Annotated in this window: 20 protein-coding genes; 12 read left to right on the forward strand and 8 right to left on the reverse strand. The window is 72.9% G+C overall.

Features of this window, described 5'->3' with window-relative positions; translation table 11 throughout:
• The first annotated feature begins 54 nt into the window (after window positions 1-54).
• The gene (locus tag ACFWBF_RS26840; protein WP_385606380.1) at window positions 55-855 is read left to right on the forward strand and encodes a class I SAM-dependent methyltransferase; all 801 of its coding nucleotides are present in this window, start codon (window positions 55-57) and stop codon (window positions 853-855) included.
• 8 nt (window positions 856-863) lie between these two features.
• Here the strand turns inward: ACFWBF_RS26840 and ACFWBF_RS26845 are convergent, their stop codons facing one another.
• The 4 genes from ACFWBF_RS26845 to ACFWBF_RS26860 form a co-directional block, all read right to left on the reverse strand.
• Window positions 864-1757, reverse strand: coding sequence for a hypothetical protein (locus ACFWBF_RS26845; protein WP_385606382.1), 894 nt, complete (start codon window positions 1755-1757; stop codon window positions 864-866).
• Window positions 1754-2092: a PadR family transcriptional regulator gene (locus tag ACFWBF_RS26850; RefSeq protein WP_385606383.1), complete on the reverse strand. Its 339-nt coding sequence runs from the start codon at window positions 2090-2092 to the stop codon at window positions 1754-1756. The genes ACFWBF_RS26845 and ACFWBF_RS26850 overlap by 4 nt, the downstream gene beginning before the upstream one ends.
• A gap of 14 nt (window positions 2093-2106) precedes the next feature.
• Window positions 2107-3447 (reverse strand): cytochrome P450, encoded by a 1341-nt coding sequence (locus ACFWBF_RS26855; protein WP_385606385.1) that lies wholly within the window; start codon window positions 3445-3447, stop codon window positions 2107-2109.
• Window positions 3448-3524: 77 nt separating this feature from the next.
• A complete protein-coding gene (locus ACFWBF_RS26860) occupies window positions 3525-4409 on the reverse strand; it encodes an MBL fold metallo-hydrolase (protein WP_385606387.1) in 885 nt (294 codons plus the stop codon).
• A gap of 131 nt (window positions 4410-4540) precedes the next feature.
• On the opposite strand from ACFWBF_RS26860, the gene ACFWBF_RS26865 reads away from it, so the two are divergent.
• Window positions 4541-4969 carry a MarR family winged helix-turn-helix transcriptional regulator gene (locus ACFWBF_RS26865; RefSeq protein WP_385606390.1) on the forward strand — a complete coding sequence of 143 codons (429 nt, stop codon included), beginning with the start codon at window positions 4541-4543 and terminating at the stop codon, window positions 4967-4969.
• 27 nt (window positions 4970-4996) lie between these two features.
• On the opposite strand, the gene ACFWBF_RS26870 is transcribed toward ACFWBF_RS26865, so the two are convergent.
• Window positions 4997-5263 carry a DUF4235 domain-containing protein gene (locus ACFWBF_RS26870; protein ID WP_385606391.1) on the reverse strand — a complete coding sequence of 89 codons (267 nt, stop codon included), beginning with the start codon at window positions 5261-5263 and terminating at the stop codon, window positions 4997-4999.
• A 343-nt stretch (window positions 5264-5606) separates the two neighbouring features.
• Here ACFWBF_RS26870 and ACFWBF_RS26875 point away from each other — a divergent pair, with 343 nt between their 5' ends.
• The 3 genes from ACFWBF_RS26875 to ACFWBF_RS26885 all read left to right on the forward strand — a co-directional run bounded on the left by ACFWBF_RS26875 (window position 5607) and on the right by ACFWBF_RS26885 (window position 7011).
• Window positions 5607-6140, forward strand: a complete 534-nt coding sequence (locus ACFWBF_RS26875; RefSeq protein WP_385606393.1) for a DUF5133 domain-containing protein — start codon at window positions 5607-5609, stop codon at window positions 6138-6140.
• A gap of 110 nt (window positions 6141-6250) precedes the next feature.
• Entirely contained in the window at window positions 6251-6493 is a 243-nt protein-coding gene (locus ACFWBF_RS26880; RefSeq protein WP_385606395.1) for a DUF6480 family protein, read from the forward strand.
• Between the two features lie 20 nt (window positions 6494-6513).
• Entirely contained in the window at window positions 6514-7011 is a 498-nt protein-coding gene (locus ACFWBF_RS26885) for a DUF5709 domain-containing protein (RefSeq protein ID WP_385606397.1), read from the forward strand.
• Between the two features lie 91 nt (window positions 7012-7102).
• Here the strand turns inward: ACFWBF_RS26885 and ACFWBF_RS26890 are convergent, their stop codons facing one another.
• Window positions 7103-7303, reverse strand: a complete 201-nt coding sequence (locus ACFWBF_RS26890) for a hypothetical protein (RefSeq protein ID WP_385606399.1) — start codon at window positions 7301-7303, stop codon at window positions 7103-7105.
• Window positions 7304-7440: 137 nt separating this feature from the next.
• Window positions 7441-7632, reverse strand: coding sequence for a hypothetical protein (locus tag ACFWBF_RS26895; protein ID WP_385606400.1), 192 nt, complete (start codon window positions 7630-7632; stop codon window positions 7441-7443).
• A gap of 216 nt (window positions 7633-7848) precedes the next feature.
• Here ACFWBF_RS26895 and ACFWBF_RS26900 point away from each other — a divergent pair, with 216 nt between their 5' ends.
• From ACFWBF_RS26900 to ACFWBF_RS26920, 5 genes are all read left to right on the forward strand, one after another.
• Complete coding sequence (locus tag ACFWBF_RS26900; RefSeq protein ID WP_385606429.1) at window positions 7849-8367, forward strand: SixA phosphatase family protein; 519 nt, start codon at window positions 7849-7851, stop codon at window positions 8365-8367.
• A gap of 68 nt (window positions 8368-8435) precedes the next feature.
• A complete protein-coding gene (locus ACFWBF_RS26905) occupies window positions 8436-9122 on the forward strand; it encodes a 2Fe-2S iron-sulfur cluster-binding protein (protein WP_385606402.1) in 687 nt (228 codons plus the stop codon).
• Window positions 9119-10132, forward strand: coding sequence for an FAD binding domain-containing protein (locus ACFWBF_RS26910; protein ID WP_385606404.1), 1014 nt, complete (start codon window positions 9119-9121; stop codon window positions 10130-10132). The genes ACFWBF_RS26905 and ACFWBF_RS26910 overlap by 4 nt, the downstream gene beginning before the upstream one ends.
• Window positions 10133-10184: 52 nt before the next feature.
• The gene (locus ACFWBF_RS26915) at window positions 10185-12272 is read left to right on the forward strand and encodes a xanthine dehydrogenase family protein molybdopterin-binding subunit (protein WP_385606406.1); all 2088 of its coding nucleotides are present in this window, start codon (window positions 10185-10187) and stop codon (window positions 12270-12272) included.
• A 243-nt stretch (window positions 12273-12515) separates the two neighbouring features.
• Window positions 12516-13091, forward strand: a complete 576-nt coding sequence (locus tag ACFWBF_RS26920) for an HPP family protein (protein ID WP_385606408.1) — start codon at window positions 12516-12518, stop codon at window positions 13089-13091.
• 100 nt (window positions 13092-13191) lie between these two features.
• Here ACFWBF_RS26920 and ACFWBF_RS26925 read toward each other — a convergent pair whose 3' ends face one another.
• Window positions 13192-14379, reverse strand: a complete 1188-nt coding sequence (locus ACFWBF_RS26925) for a serine hydrolase domain-containing protein (RefSeq protein WP_385606410.1) — start codon at window positions 14377-14379, stop codon at window positions 13192-13194.
• A gap of 293 nt (window positions 14380-14672) precedes the next feature.
• Here ACFWBF_RS26925 and ACFWBF_RS26930 point away from each other — a divergent pair, with 293 nt between their 5' ends.
• Window positions 14673-15572, forward strand: coding sequence for an ATP-binding cassette domain-containing protein (locus ACFWBF_RS26930; RefSeq protein ID WP_385606431.1), 900 nt, complete (start codon window positions 14673-14675; stop codon window positions 15570-15572).
• The gene (locus ACFWBF_RS26935) at window positions 15569-16294 is read left to right on the forward strand and encodes an ABC transporter permease (RefSeq protein ID WP_385606412.1); all 726 of its coding nucleotides are present in this window, start codon (window positions 15569-15571) and stop codon (window positions 16292-16294) included. Before ACFWBF_RS26930 ends, ACFWBF_RS26935 begins: the two co-directional genes overlap by 4 nt.
• The last annotated feature ends 38 nt before the right edge of the window (window positions 16295-16332 follow it).

A 16332-nucleotide genomic window follows, 5' to 3' on the forward strand; every position in this document is an offset into this window, starting at 1 on the left:
CGCCCCTGCCCGTCGTCGGGAAGCTCGCCCTGCGACGACGAAGACGGAGTGCTCGTGGCCACCACGAAGAACCTGACCGCCAACCGGGAGTCCCTCGCCCACAAGGTCCGCCATGCCGCGAGCCACCCGAACCGCATAGCCCCCTATCTGAAGCGGGCCGCCCGCGACCGGTGGCTGGCCTTCAAACACCCCGACCACGTGAGCTACTACCGGGCCGTGATGGCCTCGGACACGCGACGCGGCTCCGAGGCCGCCGTCGGCAGCCAGACCCACGAACGCTGGCTCGCGCTGGGGCGGATGCAGTTCGACTACCTTCTCGGGCACGGGCTGATGCCGGGGGCGCGGATGCTGGACATCGGCTGCGGCAACCTCCGCGCCGGCTGGCGTTTCATCGACTACCTCTACGAGGGCCACTACTACGGCGTCGACATCTCACCCGACATCCTCATGGAAGCGAAGCGCACCCTGACCGGCCGAGGGCTTCAGGCCAAGGTCCCGCACCTGACCATCACCAAGAACCTGACGCTGGACTTCCTCCCCGACGGCCACTTCGACGTGGTCCACGCCCACAGCGTGTTCTCGCACTCACCGATCGACGTCATCGACGAGTGCCTCGCCCACGTGGGCCGCGTCCTGGCGCCCGGGGGCTACTTCGACTTCACCTTCGACCGCACCACCGGCACCGAACACCAGGTGCTGCGCGAGGACTTCTACTACCGCACCCAGACCCTCGTCGACCTCGCCGCCGGGCACGGGCTGGCGGCACGCTTCATGGAGGACTGGGAGGAGCTCGGCCACGGCCAGTCCAAGATCCGCGTCAGTGCCGACCCGGCCGGCCCGACGGGTCCCGCCTGAGACGCGGCTCAGGCGCGGCCCGCCGTGCCGGAACGCTTGCGGCGCCACAGGCGCACGGCCAGGGCGGTGCATGCGAGCATCCCGAGGCACGGAAGCGCGGTGTCCTCGCCCACCGCCCCGGCGAAGTAGCCCGTGACGAGCAAGGGTGCGGCGGCCAAGGCGAATTGGCCGACGGTGCGCACGCCGGACAGGGCCGTCCGGCCGAGCAGGACCAGCGCGGCGGCCAAGGGCACGGCGAAGCGCCACAGCCGGGCCGTGCCGAACCCGTCGACATCGAGCAGGGCGAGGAACGCCACGGACAGCAGCGCCCAGATCATCAGCGCCACGAGCCCTGCGCGGCTCATGACCCGGCAGGGCGGGCGCAGGTCCGGCGGGCAGACCAGCGGGATGGCCGCGATCGCCAGGGGCGGCACCAGGTAGGCGGCGTGCACGAGCGGCATGTCGAGGGCCCCGGGCAGTACCGCGGCGAGGAGGCAGGCCGCGGTACCCGCCGCGCCGGCGAACGCACACCGCGAGCCGGCCGCGAAGCGACCGCTCAGCGCCAAGACGGTGCCGATGAAGATCAGCAGGGAGCAGCCGTTGACCGCGTAGCCGAGCGGGCCGACGGAGTCGGGGTGGCCGGTGACGTAGACGTAGTCGAGGCTCGACGTGAGGAGGGAAGCGGCGTACGCGCCCGTCGCGGCCAGCGCGAAGGGCGTGGCGGCGGCGAAGAGGCGGCCGCCACGGTGTGCGGACCCCACCCTCATACGGAGGCGCAGCGCGTGCGCCACGATGTCGCCGGCCTCCCGCAGGCGGGTGAGCCGGCCCGCGCCCTCGGTCGCTTCGCGGTAGGCCTCGGCGATCTCGTCGCCGAAGGCGCGGCGGAAACCGGCGGGGTACAGGCGCAGCAGGCGACGGCTCATGCCGTGGCCGTTCCTCCGGCGACGCCCAGTCGGCGGGCGGCTTCGCGGGCGGTGGCGGCGATCCTCTGCGCTTCGGCGGCCAGGCTCTGCCGGCCGGAGGCGGTGAGGCTGTAGGTGCGGCGCAGCCGACTGTCGACGATCTGCTCCTCGTGGACTTCGATCAGCCCCTGACCCAGGAGGCGTTCCAAGGCCCCGTACAGGGTGCCGGTCCGCATCTTGACGCGCCCGCCCGAGATGAGCTCGACCTCGCGCGCGATGGCGTAACCGTGGCGGGGCTCGTCGGCGAGCGCGGTCAGGAGGAGGAGGGTCGGTTCCTGCATCGCGCGATCACTCATGGCTGCATGGTAGGTCACCCACCGGCATATATCGGCCGGCCTCCGGCGCCATCCGTTCCACCTGTTCCGCCCGCACCGGCCGCGTCCGCCGACTGCTGTCCGGTCTCGATGACGAAGCCGCTGCGTGGCCGGGTCGGGATCCGGTTCAGCGGGATGGACAGGTCCTGCTGCGGTACGGCGAAGTCCAGGCCGGCCAGCGCGGGACCCAGCGCGGCGAGCAGGGAGAGCGTGATGTCCTCGCCGGGGCAGCGATGGCCGGTGCGTGCGTCGCCTCCGCCCTGCGGGATCAGCTCGTTGCGGCCCGGCTCGCGGCCGAGGAAGCGCCCGGGGTCGAAGTGGTACGGCCTCTCCCACAGCTCGGGGTCGTGGTGGTGCCCGTACACGTCGAGGAGCAGCAGGGTCCCGGCCGGGACCTGGTCCCCGGCGAAGGTGAAGTCGTCGGCGGCGCGAGCTCCGAGGAAAGGCACGAACGGGTAGAAGCGGCGGACCTCGTGGGCGAACGCGCGGGCCTGGGCGGGGCCGCCGGCACGGAGCTGGTCACGCCGGCCGGGATGGCGGTGGAGGGCGTGGGCGGCGAAGACGGCGAACCAGGCGATGGCGACGGTCGGGCGGATGAGGTTCAGCAGCTCGACGGCCGCTGTGTGCGGATCGAGCAGTGTGCCGTCCGGCTCACGGTGCAGGGCGACCGTCTCCAGCGGGCTCCCGGCCACGGACGCGTGCCGGGACGCGGAGAAGATGCCGTCCGGGTGCGGTCCGTGCCCGCGGAGGTCGGTGACCGCGGCCGCGAGGGCCTGCTCTTGGCGGTGCCGGGCGCGCCGGGCCCGTACGTGCCGGGGCCCGGCGGTGGCGAAGCCGTCCACCATGGCGACGCAGTCCTCGGCGATCTCCCGGGCCGCGTCGTCCGGGACCGGCAGGCCGACCCAGTCGCAGACGGCCCGGGTGAGCAGTGTGGCCACCTCGTCGAAGAGCACCACCCTGCGGCCTTCCCAGGCGGGCACGGCATCGCGCCAGCCGGCTCCGACGCTTTCGGTCAGGGCCTTCACGGCGTCCGGCGCCATCAGCAGGGAGACGAACAGCTCCTTGCGCACCCGGTGGGGTTCCCCGTCCAGGGTGTGCACCGCGCCCCGGCCGAAAAGGGCGTCGAGCACCGGAGCCGGGAGGGCCCCGTGGCGCCGGACGTGGCCCTCGTCGTAGAAGAGGGCCACGGCCTCGGGGCCGTGCAGCAGCACTGCGGGACGGCCCAGCAGCCGGGTGTGGACCAGGGCTGCGCCGTCATGGGCCCGGCGCAGGTCCGGGGCCCACCCGTAGCCGTGGGCCACCAGGGACAAGGTGGCGTCGGTCAGCAGAGCGGACATGATCTGCGGCTACCCGGATCGGGGGGCCGCAATCACGTGGGCTTCACGGCGCCCGGATGCGACCCGGCCCCGGAGGGTCAGGCGTCCAGGGTGTGCCAGGCCGGGCCGTGGCCATCCTGCCGGACGTGGCCGAACACCACGTCGGCGAAGTGGACGCCGAAGCCGATCGTGCCGGGCTCCGCCAGCTCGGCGACGAGGCGGCGGCGGTGGTCGGCGGTCTGGGCGCGGTCGTGGTCGAAGGCCGCGGACCAGTCGGGGTGGTCCACCTGGATCGGCGAGTGCATGGCGTCGCCGAAGGCGATCAGGCGCCGCCCGCCCCCGGTGATGACGTACTCGGCGTGCCCCACGGTGTGGCCGGGGGTGATCCGTACGCGCACGCCGGGGAAGATCTCCTGCCCGTCCGTGACCGTACGCACCCGCGGTGCCAGGGCCGCGACCTGCTCGGTCATGCCCTGGGCTTCCAGGAGGTCGCGCCGGTCCCACTCCGGCTCGGAGATCAGGTACTCGGCGTGGGCGAACACGGGCCGGTCGCCGCCGGGGGCGGGGTGGCAGGCCCAGCCGAGGTGGTCGGCGTGGAGGTGGGTGAAGGCCACCGCTTCGATGCCCTCGGGGGCGTGACCGAGTTCGGCCAGGTTCTGCACGAGCGCACCCCCGTGGATCGCGTGGACGGGGCCGTCCGGCGACTCGTGCGTCTGCGGGCCGAAGCCCGCGTCGATCAGCAGCGCGCGGTCCCCGTGCTCCACCAGCAGGGCGCCGACGCTGCCCATGAGGTGGCCCGCGGCGTCCAGGTACTCCGGGTGCGCGGCCCACACCTCGTCGGTGGTGTCCTGGAGCAGCTGCAGCGGCCGGAGCCGCACATCGCCGTCCGGAACGTACGACACCTTGGTGTCGCCCAGCCATATCGAGCGGATTCCCGCCGGCCGGCGCAGTCGTACGTCCTGGTCCACCGTCAAGTCGGGCATGAGTTCTCTCCTGTGCGTTGTCATCAGGTCGTCGCGGCATTTCCCGCGGCGACGACGCTCACCATAAGCATCAAGTTCGAATCATTCAAGCTAGAAATGTTTCGTCTTGACGGACTTGCTAAGGTGGTGGCATGACGACGCCCCCCGAGCAGCAGGCCATCGCCGAGCGACAGCTGTGCGGTCTGGTGAACGGGCTGGCCCAGCGGATCGCGGACCACGTACGGGAGCGCGCCGCCACCCTGGGCCTCACCGCACCCCAGGCGACCGCGCTGCGGGAGATGAGCGGGCCGATGACCATGCGGGAGCTCGCCGAACGCATGAGCTGCGAGCCCTCCAACACCACCTTCGTCGTCGACAAGCTCGAAAAGCAGAGCCTGGTCGAGCGCCACCCCCACCCCACCGACCGCCGCGCCAAGCACCTCGTCCTCACCGCCGAGGGCGCCGCACTACGGGCGCGTCTCCTCGCACTCCTCGCCGTGGACTCCCCGCTGTCCGGCCTCGGCCCGCAGGAACAGCGCGTCCTTCACGGCCTGCTGGAGCAGGCCGTCACCTCTCCGTGAGCCGCCGCCGGCGCGAAGTCGGCGGGGTCAGACGGGCCACGTGCCGGTGACTCGCCTGGTGGCCACTGCGCCACTGCGGTCGATCAAGGCCTTCACGACTGCGAAGACGGCACCCTGTATCGCCGCGGCGATGAGGATCTCCCGCCACGACCGGTGCTCGTCGGTGGCCTTCGGTGCGTCGTTCTCGTGACCGAGCCGCTTCCAGACCTGTCTGAACGCGGCGCCGGCCAGCGCGCCCCCGGTGGCGCCGAGGGCCAGTCCCACCGGTTTGTAAGCGATCTTCGAGGCTTTCACCGGGGCCTCCGTCCGGTGGCCTGCCGCGCCACCAGCCATACGGGGCACGCGGCGCCCACGGTCAGCAGCCACCGGTCGCGCCCGCCCGCCCGAGTCCTGGTCATCGATGCTCCCTTTCGTCCTTCGTCTTCGGGGCGACTGCCCGGTCCGGCGCGCGGCCAACCCCGACGCCCCGGCTGCGCATAAGTCGTTCGCCCGCGGGAAGGCGTGCGGGGCGGTCGCCGGCGCGTTCGCGGTACCGGGCACGTGACCTGGCCACGGCGCGGCATGGCCCCGGACGACCCATACTGCTCGTACTGCTTGCTCTCACGGACACCGTCCGGAGCGGAGGGATGGCACCGTCGTGGTTCCTGCTGCGTCCGAACCCTCGAACCCCGTCGTCGAGGAGCCCACCGTGGCGTGGGCGGTCGGGGTGCTGATGGCGCTCACCCCGTGCACGGCCCCCACCGCCAGGAGGATTCTGGCCGTGGCGGCGAGCACGGCCGGGATCACGGTCCGGGAGGTGGCCGGAGCACTGGCGGAGTACTCGCGGGGCGTCCCGGTGCCCAGGCGGGTGGAGCGGGCGCTGCGGATGGCGGTGCGGGCCTCGCGCACCCCGGCCGATGAACTCCCCGGTGGACTGCTGCCGGGCCGCAGCCGGGCCGAGGAGGTGCTGGGTCGCTTCCGTGCCTGTCGGGACCGTGTCCGGGCCACGCCGGGGGACGCCGACGCCCGGCAAGCCCTGGACGACGTCGCGTACACCCTGTGCGTGCTCATGGGCCGACGCAACCCGCACCAGGCGGTACGAGCGGCTGAGGAATACCTGGTAACGACGCCGGGGCCCGAGGAGCCCGAGGGCTCACAGGCCGCACCCCGGTCGGCCGGCCACGGGCCATGACGACGTCGCCGCCCGCTGGCCGCCGCCTCGCGGCTGATTTCGGCGGGGCTGGGGCTCATCCGATCTGCCCGGGCGTGCATGACGGCGCCGATCGTGGGGAGCCGCCAGGTATGGCCAAAGACATCCCGGAAAGCAATCCGGACCCCGATCCACGTCTGACAACAGGGCTCGAACCGGGCGGGGGAGTTCCGCCCGGGGAGACTCCGCCCGGTGAGGCCAGTACGGCTACCGGCGCCGGTCCCTACCGGCCACCGAAGCGCGGATGGGCCCGCGGACCGCTCGTCGTCATCTTGGCGCTCGCGCTGCTCTGCGCCCTCTTCTTCCTCGCCTACGCCATCGTGCTGGCCCTGTGATCAAGGGAGAGGCACAGACCATGAGCAGCCCCACACCGCACGGCGACGACGTCTACCAGTCGGCCGACCCGGACGACCCGGCCGAGGCCCAACCCGACATGGACAACGCCCTGGACGAACCGGGTCTCGACGAGAACCTCGACACGGGGTACTCGCCGCCCGAGAGGGCCTTGGCGGTCAACGACCACGGCACCACGGCGGAGGAAGGACACACCGGGGAGAGCCTCGACCGGCGTCTCGCCCGCGAGGTTCCCGAGGCCGACGCCGATGCCGACGAGCAGACCTGGGGGGAATCTGCCGACGGGGCCGGCAAACCCGCCCAGTCCGGTCCGGTACGAGCGGGACGACTGGCCCCGTCCGAGGAGGCCGGTCCCGGACACCAGTTCTCCGTCCGGGCCCGCGACGTGGGCGTCAACGGGGGAGCCGCCTCAGCGGAGGAGGCTGCCGTACACCTCATCGAGGAAGAGGACGAGGGTGAGGGCGAGGGCGAGGAAGAGGACTTTGGGCGGAGCGCGTAACGGCGCCCTCCCCGCCGCAGGCGCGTCATCACCGGTGGCGACGCCGGCATCGGCCGTGCGGTGGCCCTCGCCTTCGCGCGCGAGGGGGCTCTCAGCGCAGGGCGTCGGCGAGCAGGCGGATCGCGAGGGTGGAAGCGGCCAGAGCCGCAGGGTGGTCGCCGTGCTGCAGGGCCTGTCGGGCAGTGTCGAGGGCGGCGTGCACCCCGTCGGATACGTCGAGGGGGAAGACGTTCGAATTCAGCGAGACCTCCGCCCGTCTGATGTTCGCCAAGGCCGCATCGCCATCGGACATGGAACGGGCGTCCCTCTGCACCGGTGGCTCCCTTCCGTCGTCCTGTCCGCTCTTCTCTTCGCGAGCGCCTATGCGCCACGGCACGGCGGCGAGTCCGGACGGGCGTTCCCGGGCCCTCGCCGCCGCTACGCCGCAGGCTAGCGCTTGTCGTCGCGTCGGCCGCGCTCCTCGGCCGGCAGGTCTCCCTCGCGCCTGATCTCCTCGGGGCTCTTCCCGCGGGCCCGCATGCCGGACTCGGGGTGTACCGGGTCCTGGCCGGGCTGCTGCCGGGGTCCGGGCTCCTCGCGGCCCTTGCCCGACTCCGGGCGCTTGTCCTGCTGACGACTCATGACGGCAACTCCTTTGTGACGCGCGGATCGCTGATCCCCCCGGCCTCACGCTGACACGAAGAGCGACGACCCGCACGGCGCCGGTCACGATGCGCAGCGCACGGGTGACACCCCGTCGGCCGCACCGGCCGACTGAGGGGGCCCGATACGGGTAGGCGTGTCGACGTACGTTCCGCAGCCGATCGCGTGAGCGTGGAAAAGGAGAAAGAGCAGATGGTGACTGCACCGGGCGAACGCCGGATCGTGCTCGTACGGCATGCCAAAGCCGTCCCCAAAGGCACCATCGACGACTTCGACCGCCCGCTGGCCGACCGGGGCCGACGGGAGGCGCCGAAGGCGGGCCAGTGGCTCGCGGAGTCCGGTCGCCCCCTCGGCCTCGCACTGTGCTCGTCGGCGCTGCGGACCCGGGAGACGTGGCAGCTGATGGTGTCCCGGCTGACCGAACCGCCCCCAGCCGTGTACGAGGACCGGCTGTACAACGCCGACACCGACACCCTGATGGCCGTACTGGCCGAGACGGGCGAGGCCGTCACCGACCTGCTGATGGTGGGTCACAACCCCGGCATCCACGAGCTGGCCGTCGCCTTGTGCGGGACGGGGCCCACGAACCTGGTGCGCCGGATCCACGACGGATTCCCCACCGCGGCGGTCGTGGCCCTGGCCCTGCCCGGGACCTGGCAGGACGTCGCTCCCGGCGCCGGACGGCCGTCGGCGTTCTGGGCTCCGGGCGACTGACGGCCGCTTCCCCGTCGGCCCGGCCACAGCACTAGCCACCGGATGCTGCGGATGCCGGAGCGCCCGCGATGGACCAGGCTGTGCGAGAGGTGGCGAGCACCTGTGACCTACACGGATCGGAGGCGGAGGCGGCGGTGACGAGCGGCAGCGACCCCCGGCACAGCGACCCCGCAGGCGGCGGCGGGCCCGGTACGGCCGACGGCGTGGCGCCCACCGCCCTGGATTCCCGCGTCACGCTGCGCGTCAACGGCACCGACCACGACCTCCGGCTCGACCACCGCGTCACCCTGCTCGACGCCCTGCGCGGGCACCTCGCCCTGACCGGGCCGAAGCGGGGCTGCGACCACGGGCAGTGCGGAGCCTGCACCGTCCTGGTCGACGGACGGCGCGTCAACAGCTGCCTGCTCCTCGCCGTGGCCCAGGACGGCGCCGCCGTCACCACCGTGGAAGGTCTGGCCGCCGCGGACGGCGCCCTGCACCCGCTCCAGGAGGCGTTCCTGCGGCGCGACGCCTTCCAGTGCGGCTTCTGCACACCGGGCCAGCTCTGCTCCGCCCTCGGAGCGATCGACGAAGCCGCGTCCGGCCATCCCTCGCACGTCACCCCCGACGGCGTCCTCGCCGAGCCAGGCGCGGTCCCGCTGACCGCGCCGGAGATCCGGGAGCGAATGAGCGGAAATCTGTGCCGCTGTGGCGCCTACCCCCGCATCGTCGACGCAGTGAAGGACGTGACGGACGTGACGGACGTGATCGAGTGAAGCCCTTCGCGTACCTGCGGGCCACCGGCCTCCAGGAAGCCGTCGCCGCCCACGCCCGCCTCCCGGGCGCCCGCTACCTCGGCGGCGGCACCAACCTCGTCGACCTCATGAAGCTGGGTGTCGAGACACCGGCAGCCCTCATCGACATCACCCGGCTCCCGCTGCACGAGGTACGCGAGCTGCCCGACGGAGGCCTGCGCATCGGCTCCACGGCCCGCAACAGCGACCTCGCCGCCCACCCGCTCGTACGCGCCCGCTACCCCGTCCTCACGCAGGCGCTGCTGGCGGGAGCCTCCGGACAACTGCGCAACGTGGCCACCACCGGCGGGAACCTGCTCCAGCGCACCCGGTGCCCGTACTTCCAGGACGTGTCCAAGCCCTGCAACAAACGCCGGCCCGGCAGCGGGTGCGCCGCCCGCGACGGGATCCACCGGGACCATGCCGTCCTCGGCCACTCGGCCGCATGCATCGCCACCCACCCCTCCGACATGGCCGTCGCCCTGGCAGCCCTCGACGCCGACGTCGAGCTGTACGGCCCGGACGGGGAGCGCACGGTGCCGATGACGGCCTTCCACCGGCTGCCCGGAGACCACCCCGAACAGGACACCGTGCTGCGTGACGGAGAGATCGTCACCGCCGTCGCCCTGCCGGCCAACCCGCCCGGCGCGGTTTCCCTTTACCGCAAGGCCCGCGACCGTGCCTCGTACGCCTTCGCACTGGCATCCGTCGCCGCCGTCCTCGAACTCGACGACGGCGGCGGCCGTATCCGAAGGGTCCGTCTCGTCTTCGGAAGCCTCGCCCACCGCCCCTGGCGCGCGACCACCGCCGAGGCCCGGCTGAACGGCGCCGAACCGACGGCCGCCAACCTGCGGGAGGCCGTCGAGGAGGAGCTGGCCCAGGCCCGCCCCCTGCGGGACAACGCCTACAAGGTGCCGCTCGCCCGCAACCTGGCCTGCGACGTCCTCACGACGCTCGCCCGCCGGGCACAAGGCGCTCCCCGCAACCCGTAGCACCTCGCAGCACCCCGTGGCAGACGGGGCCGAACCCCTACGAGGAGCCGCAATGCGCCCCACCGCACTCGGTACCCCCGCCGAACGGGCGGAAGGCCGGCAGAAGATCACGGGCACCGCCCGGTACGCCGCCGACCACGCCCCCGAGGGCGGCGCCCACGCCCGCGCGGTACCCGCGACCATCGTCAGTGGCCGCGTCAGCGCCATCGACACCGAGGCCGCACGGGCGCTGCCCGGGGTGATCGACATCCTCACGCCCTACGACGCCCCGCGCCTGGGCCCGTCGGACGATCCCACGCTCCAAGTGCTCCAGGACACCGCGGTCCCGCACCGCGGCTGGTACGTGGCGCTGGTGATCGCGCGGTCCCCGGAAGCCGCCCGTGCCGCCGCGGCCGCGGTCCGGGTCACCTACGAGACCGCGCACCACGACGTCGTACTGCGGGCCGACCACCCCGACCTCTACACGCCCGAGACCGTCAACGGCGGATACCCCGCCCACCGGGAGCACGGGGATCCGGAGGCGGCCCTCACCGCGGCGCCGGTCCGGGTCGACTGCTCGTACGAGGTTCCGCCGCTGCACAACCACCCCATGGAGCCGCACGCGGCCACCGCCGTCTGGGACGCCGGACGCGAGCACCTCACCGTGTACGACTCGAGCCAGGGGGCCGGCCTGGTGCGTTCCGCGCTGGCCTCCCTCCTGCGCCTGCCCGAGGAGCGCGTCACGGTCGTCTCGGAACACGTCGGCGGAGGTTTCGGCTGCAAGGGAACTCCTCGCCCGCACGTCGTCCTGGCCGCCATGGCCGCCCGCCACACGGGCCTCGCCGTCACCCTCGCCCTGCCCCGGCGTCAGCTGCCCGCGACGGTCGGCCACCGCGCTCCGACCCTGCACCGGGTCCGCCTGGGCGCCCGCCCGGACGGAACCCTGACCGCGTTCGCGCACGAGGTCACCACCCATACCTCCCGCGTCCGGGAATTCGTGGAGCAGGCCGCGGTCCCCGGCCGCGTCATGTACGCCGCCGCCGACCGCCTCACCACACACCGGGCCGTCGCCCTGGACGTCCCCACCCCGTCCTGGATGCGCGCCCCCGGGGAAACGCCGGGCATGTACGCGCTGGAGTCGGCCATGGACGAGCTGGCCGACGCGCTCGGCATCGACCCGGTCGAACTGCGCATCCGCAACGAGCCCGCGAACGAACCGGACAGCGGCCGCCCCTTCAGCAGCCGGCACCTCGTGGAGTGCCTGCGGGAGGGCGCCGAACGATTCGGCTGGACCCACCCGCGTGCCGCCCGCACGGACGGGCCCCACCTCGTGGGCCGGGGGGTGGCGGCCGCCACCTACCCGTACTTCGTGACCCCGTCCACCGCCCGGGCCCACGCCAGGCCCGACGGCACCTACGTCGTCGAGGTCAACGCCACCGACATCGGCACCGGTGCCCGTACCGTCCTGACCCAGGTGGCCGCCGACGCCCTCGGGGTCCCGGTGCGCTCGGTGACCGTGGCCATCGGGCACACCGGCCTGCCGCAGGCCACCGGCGCGGGAGGCTCCGCCGGCACCGCCTCCTGGGGCTGGGCGGTGCACGACGCCTGCACCGCCCTGCTGGCCCGTACGGAACGCCACCACGGGCCCCTGCCCGCCGCGGGACTCTCCGCGTCGGCCGACACGGCCCAATCGGCGGGGCAGAAGTCCCCTTACGCCCGCCACGCGTTCGGTGCGCACTTCGCCGAAGTCCAGGTGGACACGGTCACCGGGGAGGTACGTGTACGCCGCATGCTCGGTGTCTTCGCCGCCGGCCGCATCCTCAGCCCCGTGCTGGCACGCTCGCAGTTCGTGGGCGGCATGGCCATGGGCATCGGCATGGCGCTGACCGAGAACAGCACGCTCGACCCTGTCCACGGGGACTTCGTGGAGAGCGATCTCGCCGCCTACCACGTACCGGTCCATGCCGACGTGCCCGACATCGAAGCCCACTGGATCGACGAGCACGACAAGCACCTCAATCCCATGGGCAGCAAGGGAATCGGCGAGATCGGCATCGTCGGCGCCGCCGCCGCGATCGGCAACGCCGTGAGCAACGCCACGGGACGACGCCTGCGGACCCTGCCCCTGACCCCCGACCGGGTCCTGGCAGCGCTCGGCTGACCCGGCCCCGGCAGCCGCTTGCACCGTTCGGCGGCGTCCGGGGGACCTGGCTGCCGCACGGTTTGTCGGGCTTCGTATGATCCAAGGGAGTACACGGCTGCCCCGACACCGGGCCTCCGCAGTGTCCCCGGCCCTGCCGATCGCAGGGGCCGTCACAGCGGTACAAGCCGAAGCCGCTCCCGCCCCTGCCGATCACCGCCGTCGGACCCGTGTCCGTCTGCCCTCCTCGAAGACGCCATTCTCTTGAGCACCGACCGGACCACCACACTCCAACCGCCGCCGCTGTCCCCGCAGCCCGCGCCCGACCGGCCGCCCGCCCGGGTGCTGCCCCGCCTCGCGGGTCGCGCCCCCGCCCCGCCGGCGCCGGGCGCCGCCCTGCACAGCGTCAGCGCTGCCACCGCCGTCATGCTGGCCCTGGTCGCCATCGGCGCCGTGGTCCACGAACCCGTCCTCATACCGCCGCTGGCCGCGTCCGCCGCGATCGTCCACAGCGTGCCCGGCCTGCCGCTGGCCCAGCCCCGCAGCGTGATCGCCGGCCACCTGCTCTGCGCCGCCGTCGGATACGGAGCTCTGGCCGCCCTGGGCAGCGCCCCCTGGGTGGCGGCCGTCGCGGCCGGCCTCGGCCTGGCCCTGATGACGGTGACCCGCACCCCGCACTCCCCGGCCTGCGCGACGGCCGTCGTCATCGTCCTGAGAACACCCGACCCCAGGACCTTCGTGCCGCTCCTCGCCGGATCGGTGGTCCTCCTCGTCCTCGCGGGCTGCGCCCTTTCGCGCGCCCGCTCCGGCAGCCCCCGCTACCCCGTGTACTGGTGGTGACCTGGCCGGAAGGGGTGGAGCGGGCCCGCCACCACCGGGTCAGCGCAGGCCAACGGCTCACCTCACGGGGCGCGGCCGATTTCCGTACCCACGCTGCGGTTCAGCGGCACAGGGCCGTTTCCACGACATGGTCGACACGCTTCCTGGCGGCCTCGCCGGCCAGCTGAACGGTCACCGCGACGTGGGCCGCGCGGCCGTCGTCGGTCACCCCGCCCCGCGTCTCGTACCCCGGGAAGCTACCGCCGTGGCCCCAGTAGACGCCGCCGCCGCACGACAGTGGCAGCGGCTTGCTCACGAGCCCCAGTCCGTAGCGGGCGCCGGGGCCGAAGGTGGTTTCGGTCCTTTCGGTGCGGACGGTGGTGCGCATCTCGGCGAGCTGGGCCGCCGGGAGGAGACGGCCGGCCAGGAGCGCGGAGAAGAAACGGTCGAGGTCGGAGTTGGTGGAGATCATCTGACCTGCTGCCCAGCCCCAGGAGGGATCCATTTCCGTGACGTCGAGCAGAGGCGCGCCTGCCGAGTCCTGGTAGTAGCCCTTGGGATGGGGTTCTCGGATGGTCGCGTCACCGGGGGCGGGGAAGTAGGTGTGGCGCAGCCCGATGCGCTTGATGACGCGTCGGTCGATCTCCTCGGCGAGGGGTCGTTTCGTGACCTCCTGGACGATCAGGCCGGCCAGTACGTAGTTCGTGTTGCTGTACTTCCAATCCTTCCCGGGGGCGAAGTCGGCCTCGTGCCGGAGCGCGATGTCGAGGAGCTCGCGCGGTTCGAAGTACCGGACGTCGTCGCCGAGGTAACTGGTGTAGTTGGGAAGGCCGCTGGTGTGCTGCAGGAGCTGACGGACGGTGATCGCGCTGCCGTCGATCCCCTTCCCGCGGACGAGGCCCGGCAGATAGGTGTCGACCGTGGCATCGAGGCCGATCTTCCCTTCACCGACCAGTTGCAGTACGACCACCGCGGTGAACACCTTGGTGTTGCTGCCGATCCGCACCTGTCCGTCCATGGGCACCTTCGAGCGGGTGGCCAGGTCGCCCACCCCCGCGGTGTAGGTACGGGCGCGGCCCTCACGGTCCTTGACGCTCGCCAGCGCACCGGGCAGGCCATCGGAGCGCACCAGCGTGCTCAGGCCCTGCTGGACGGTGTCCGGCCGGGTGGCGGCGAAGGCCGCGGGCGGCGCCAGGACACCCACCGTCATGACGCCCACGGCGACTACGGCCGCGGACGCCGCAGCGCTGCGCCGACCGTTCCGCTGTCGTCCGGACGGACGAAACCTCTGCCATGCCTGCTCACGCATGAGTCAACTCCTACGGAATCATCGGGAAACCCAGTGGTATCTGCCGGCCCCAGCATGTCCGGATGCGACTGCCCGGGACGACCCTGCTACCCGCCCGGCTCCGGGTAGGGCTAACCCCCGGTGAGCAACGCCGATGCCAGGTCCGTGACATTTGTACCGCCGGGGTCCGTACATGCGCATCTGCCGGGGAAACCGCCCCGTTCCCTAGCGTGGTGGACATGACGCAGACGACGAAGACACCGCGTACGGCGGCGGCCACACCGGCCGACACAGCGGGGGGTGCGCAGACCGCGATCCAATTCCGGGGCGCCGCCAAATCCTTCGGTCCCGTCCAGGCCGTCGAGAACATCGACCTCGATGTCCGGCGCGGTGAGACGGTCGCCCTGCTGGGCCGCAACGGCGCCGGGAAGTCCACCCTCATCAGCCTGCTGCTCGGCCTGAACGAGCCCGACGCGGGCAGCGTGTGCCTCTTGGGCGAGATCCCCGAACAGGCGGTACGGACCGGGCGGGTGGGTGCGATGCTCCAGGAGGGGCGCGCCGTCCCGCGGATCACCGTACGGGAGCTCGTCGCCTTCGTGGCCCGCACCTACCCGGCGCCGCTGCCCGTCGCGGAGGCGCTGGAACTCGCCGGCCTCACCGCCCTCGCCGGCCGACGCGTCGACCGGCTCTCCGGCGGCCAGGCCCAGCGCGTCCGCTTCGCCGTGGCCCTCGCGGGCAACCCGGAACTGATCGTGCTCGACGAGCCGACCGCCGCCCTCGACGTGGAGGCCCGCCGCGCCTTCTGGGAATCCATGCGGGGCTACGCCCGGCGGGGCAACACCGTCCTGTTCTCCACCCATTACCTGGAGGAGGCCGACGCCCACGCCGACCGCATCGTGGTCGTCGACCGCGGCCGGATCGTCGCCGACGGCACGGGGGAGCACCTGCGCCGCGCCGCGGCCTGCGGTTCGCTGGTCTCCTTGGACCTGGCCGGCCGCTCCTCCGGCTTCCTCGGCCAACTGCCCGGGGTGAGCGCCGTGGAGATACGGGGAGACCGTGCCCGGCTCCGCACGCAGGACCCGGACGCCACCGTCACCGCCCTCGCCGCACTCGACGCGGTACGGGGCATCGAGGTCACCGCGCCCTCGCTGGACGACGTCTTCCTCGCCCTCACCGGCGCCACCACCACCGCTTCCGAGGGGAACGCCCGATGATCACCGCCTACGTCCGCCTGGAGGTCCGGCGCACGCTGCGCGACACCCCCTTCGTCGTCTTCGGCATCGGCATGCCGGTGCTGATGTACCTGCTCTTCACCAACCTGGGCACCAACGACACCGAGTGGAAGACCGCGGCCATGGTGGCCATGGCCGCCTACGGGGCCCTCGGCGCGGCCCTGTCGACCGGGACCGGCGTCGCCGAGGACAAGGGCGTGGGCTGGCTGCGCCAGTTGCGGGTCACCCCGATGTCCCCGCGCCAGGTGGTGGCCGGCCGGGCCCTGACGGGATCGGTGATCGTGCTGCCGGCCATCGCCGCGGTGCTCGCCGCGGGCGCGCTCGTCAACGGGGTCCGGCTGGACGCCTGGCAGTGGGCCGCCGTCTCCCTCGCGCTCTGGCTCGGCGCGCTGCCCTTCACCCTGCTCGGCATCGGCATCGGCAACGGCTACCGGCTCACCGCCCAGACCACGGGTCTGGTCAACGTCGGCTGCAGCCTCGCGCTCTCCGTGGCCGGCGGCCTCTGGTTCCCGGTCGAGCTGTTCCCCCAATGGATGCGCTCCCTGTCCGCACTCACCCCGACCCGCCGCTTCGCCGAGATCGGCCAGACCCTCGCCACCGGCGCGGCCCCCGGCCTGGCCGCCGTCGCGGTGGTCGCCGGGTGGGCCCTGCTGTTCGGCTCGTACGCCGTCCTCTCATACCGTCGGTCCGCGAGGACGGCATAGGCCATGGACGGTGAACGGGGAGCGGACATGCGGAGCAA

It is taken from the genome of Streptomyces sp. NPDC060028 (genome assembly GCF_042736725.1).
Lineage (GTDB): Bacteria > Actinomycetota > Actinomycetes > Streptomycetales > Streptomycetaceae > Streptomyces.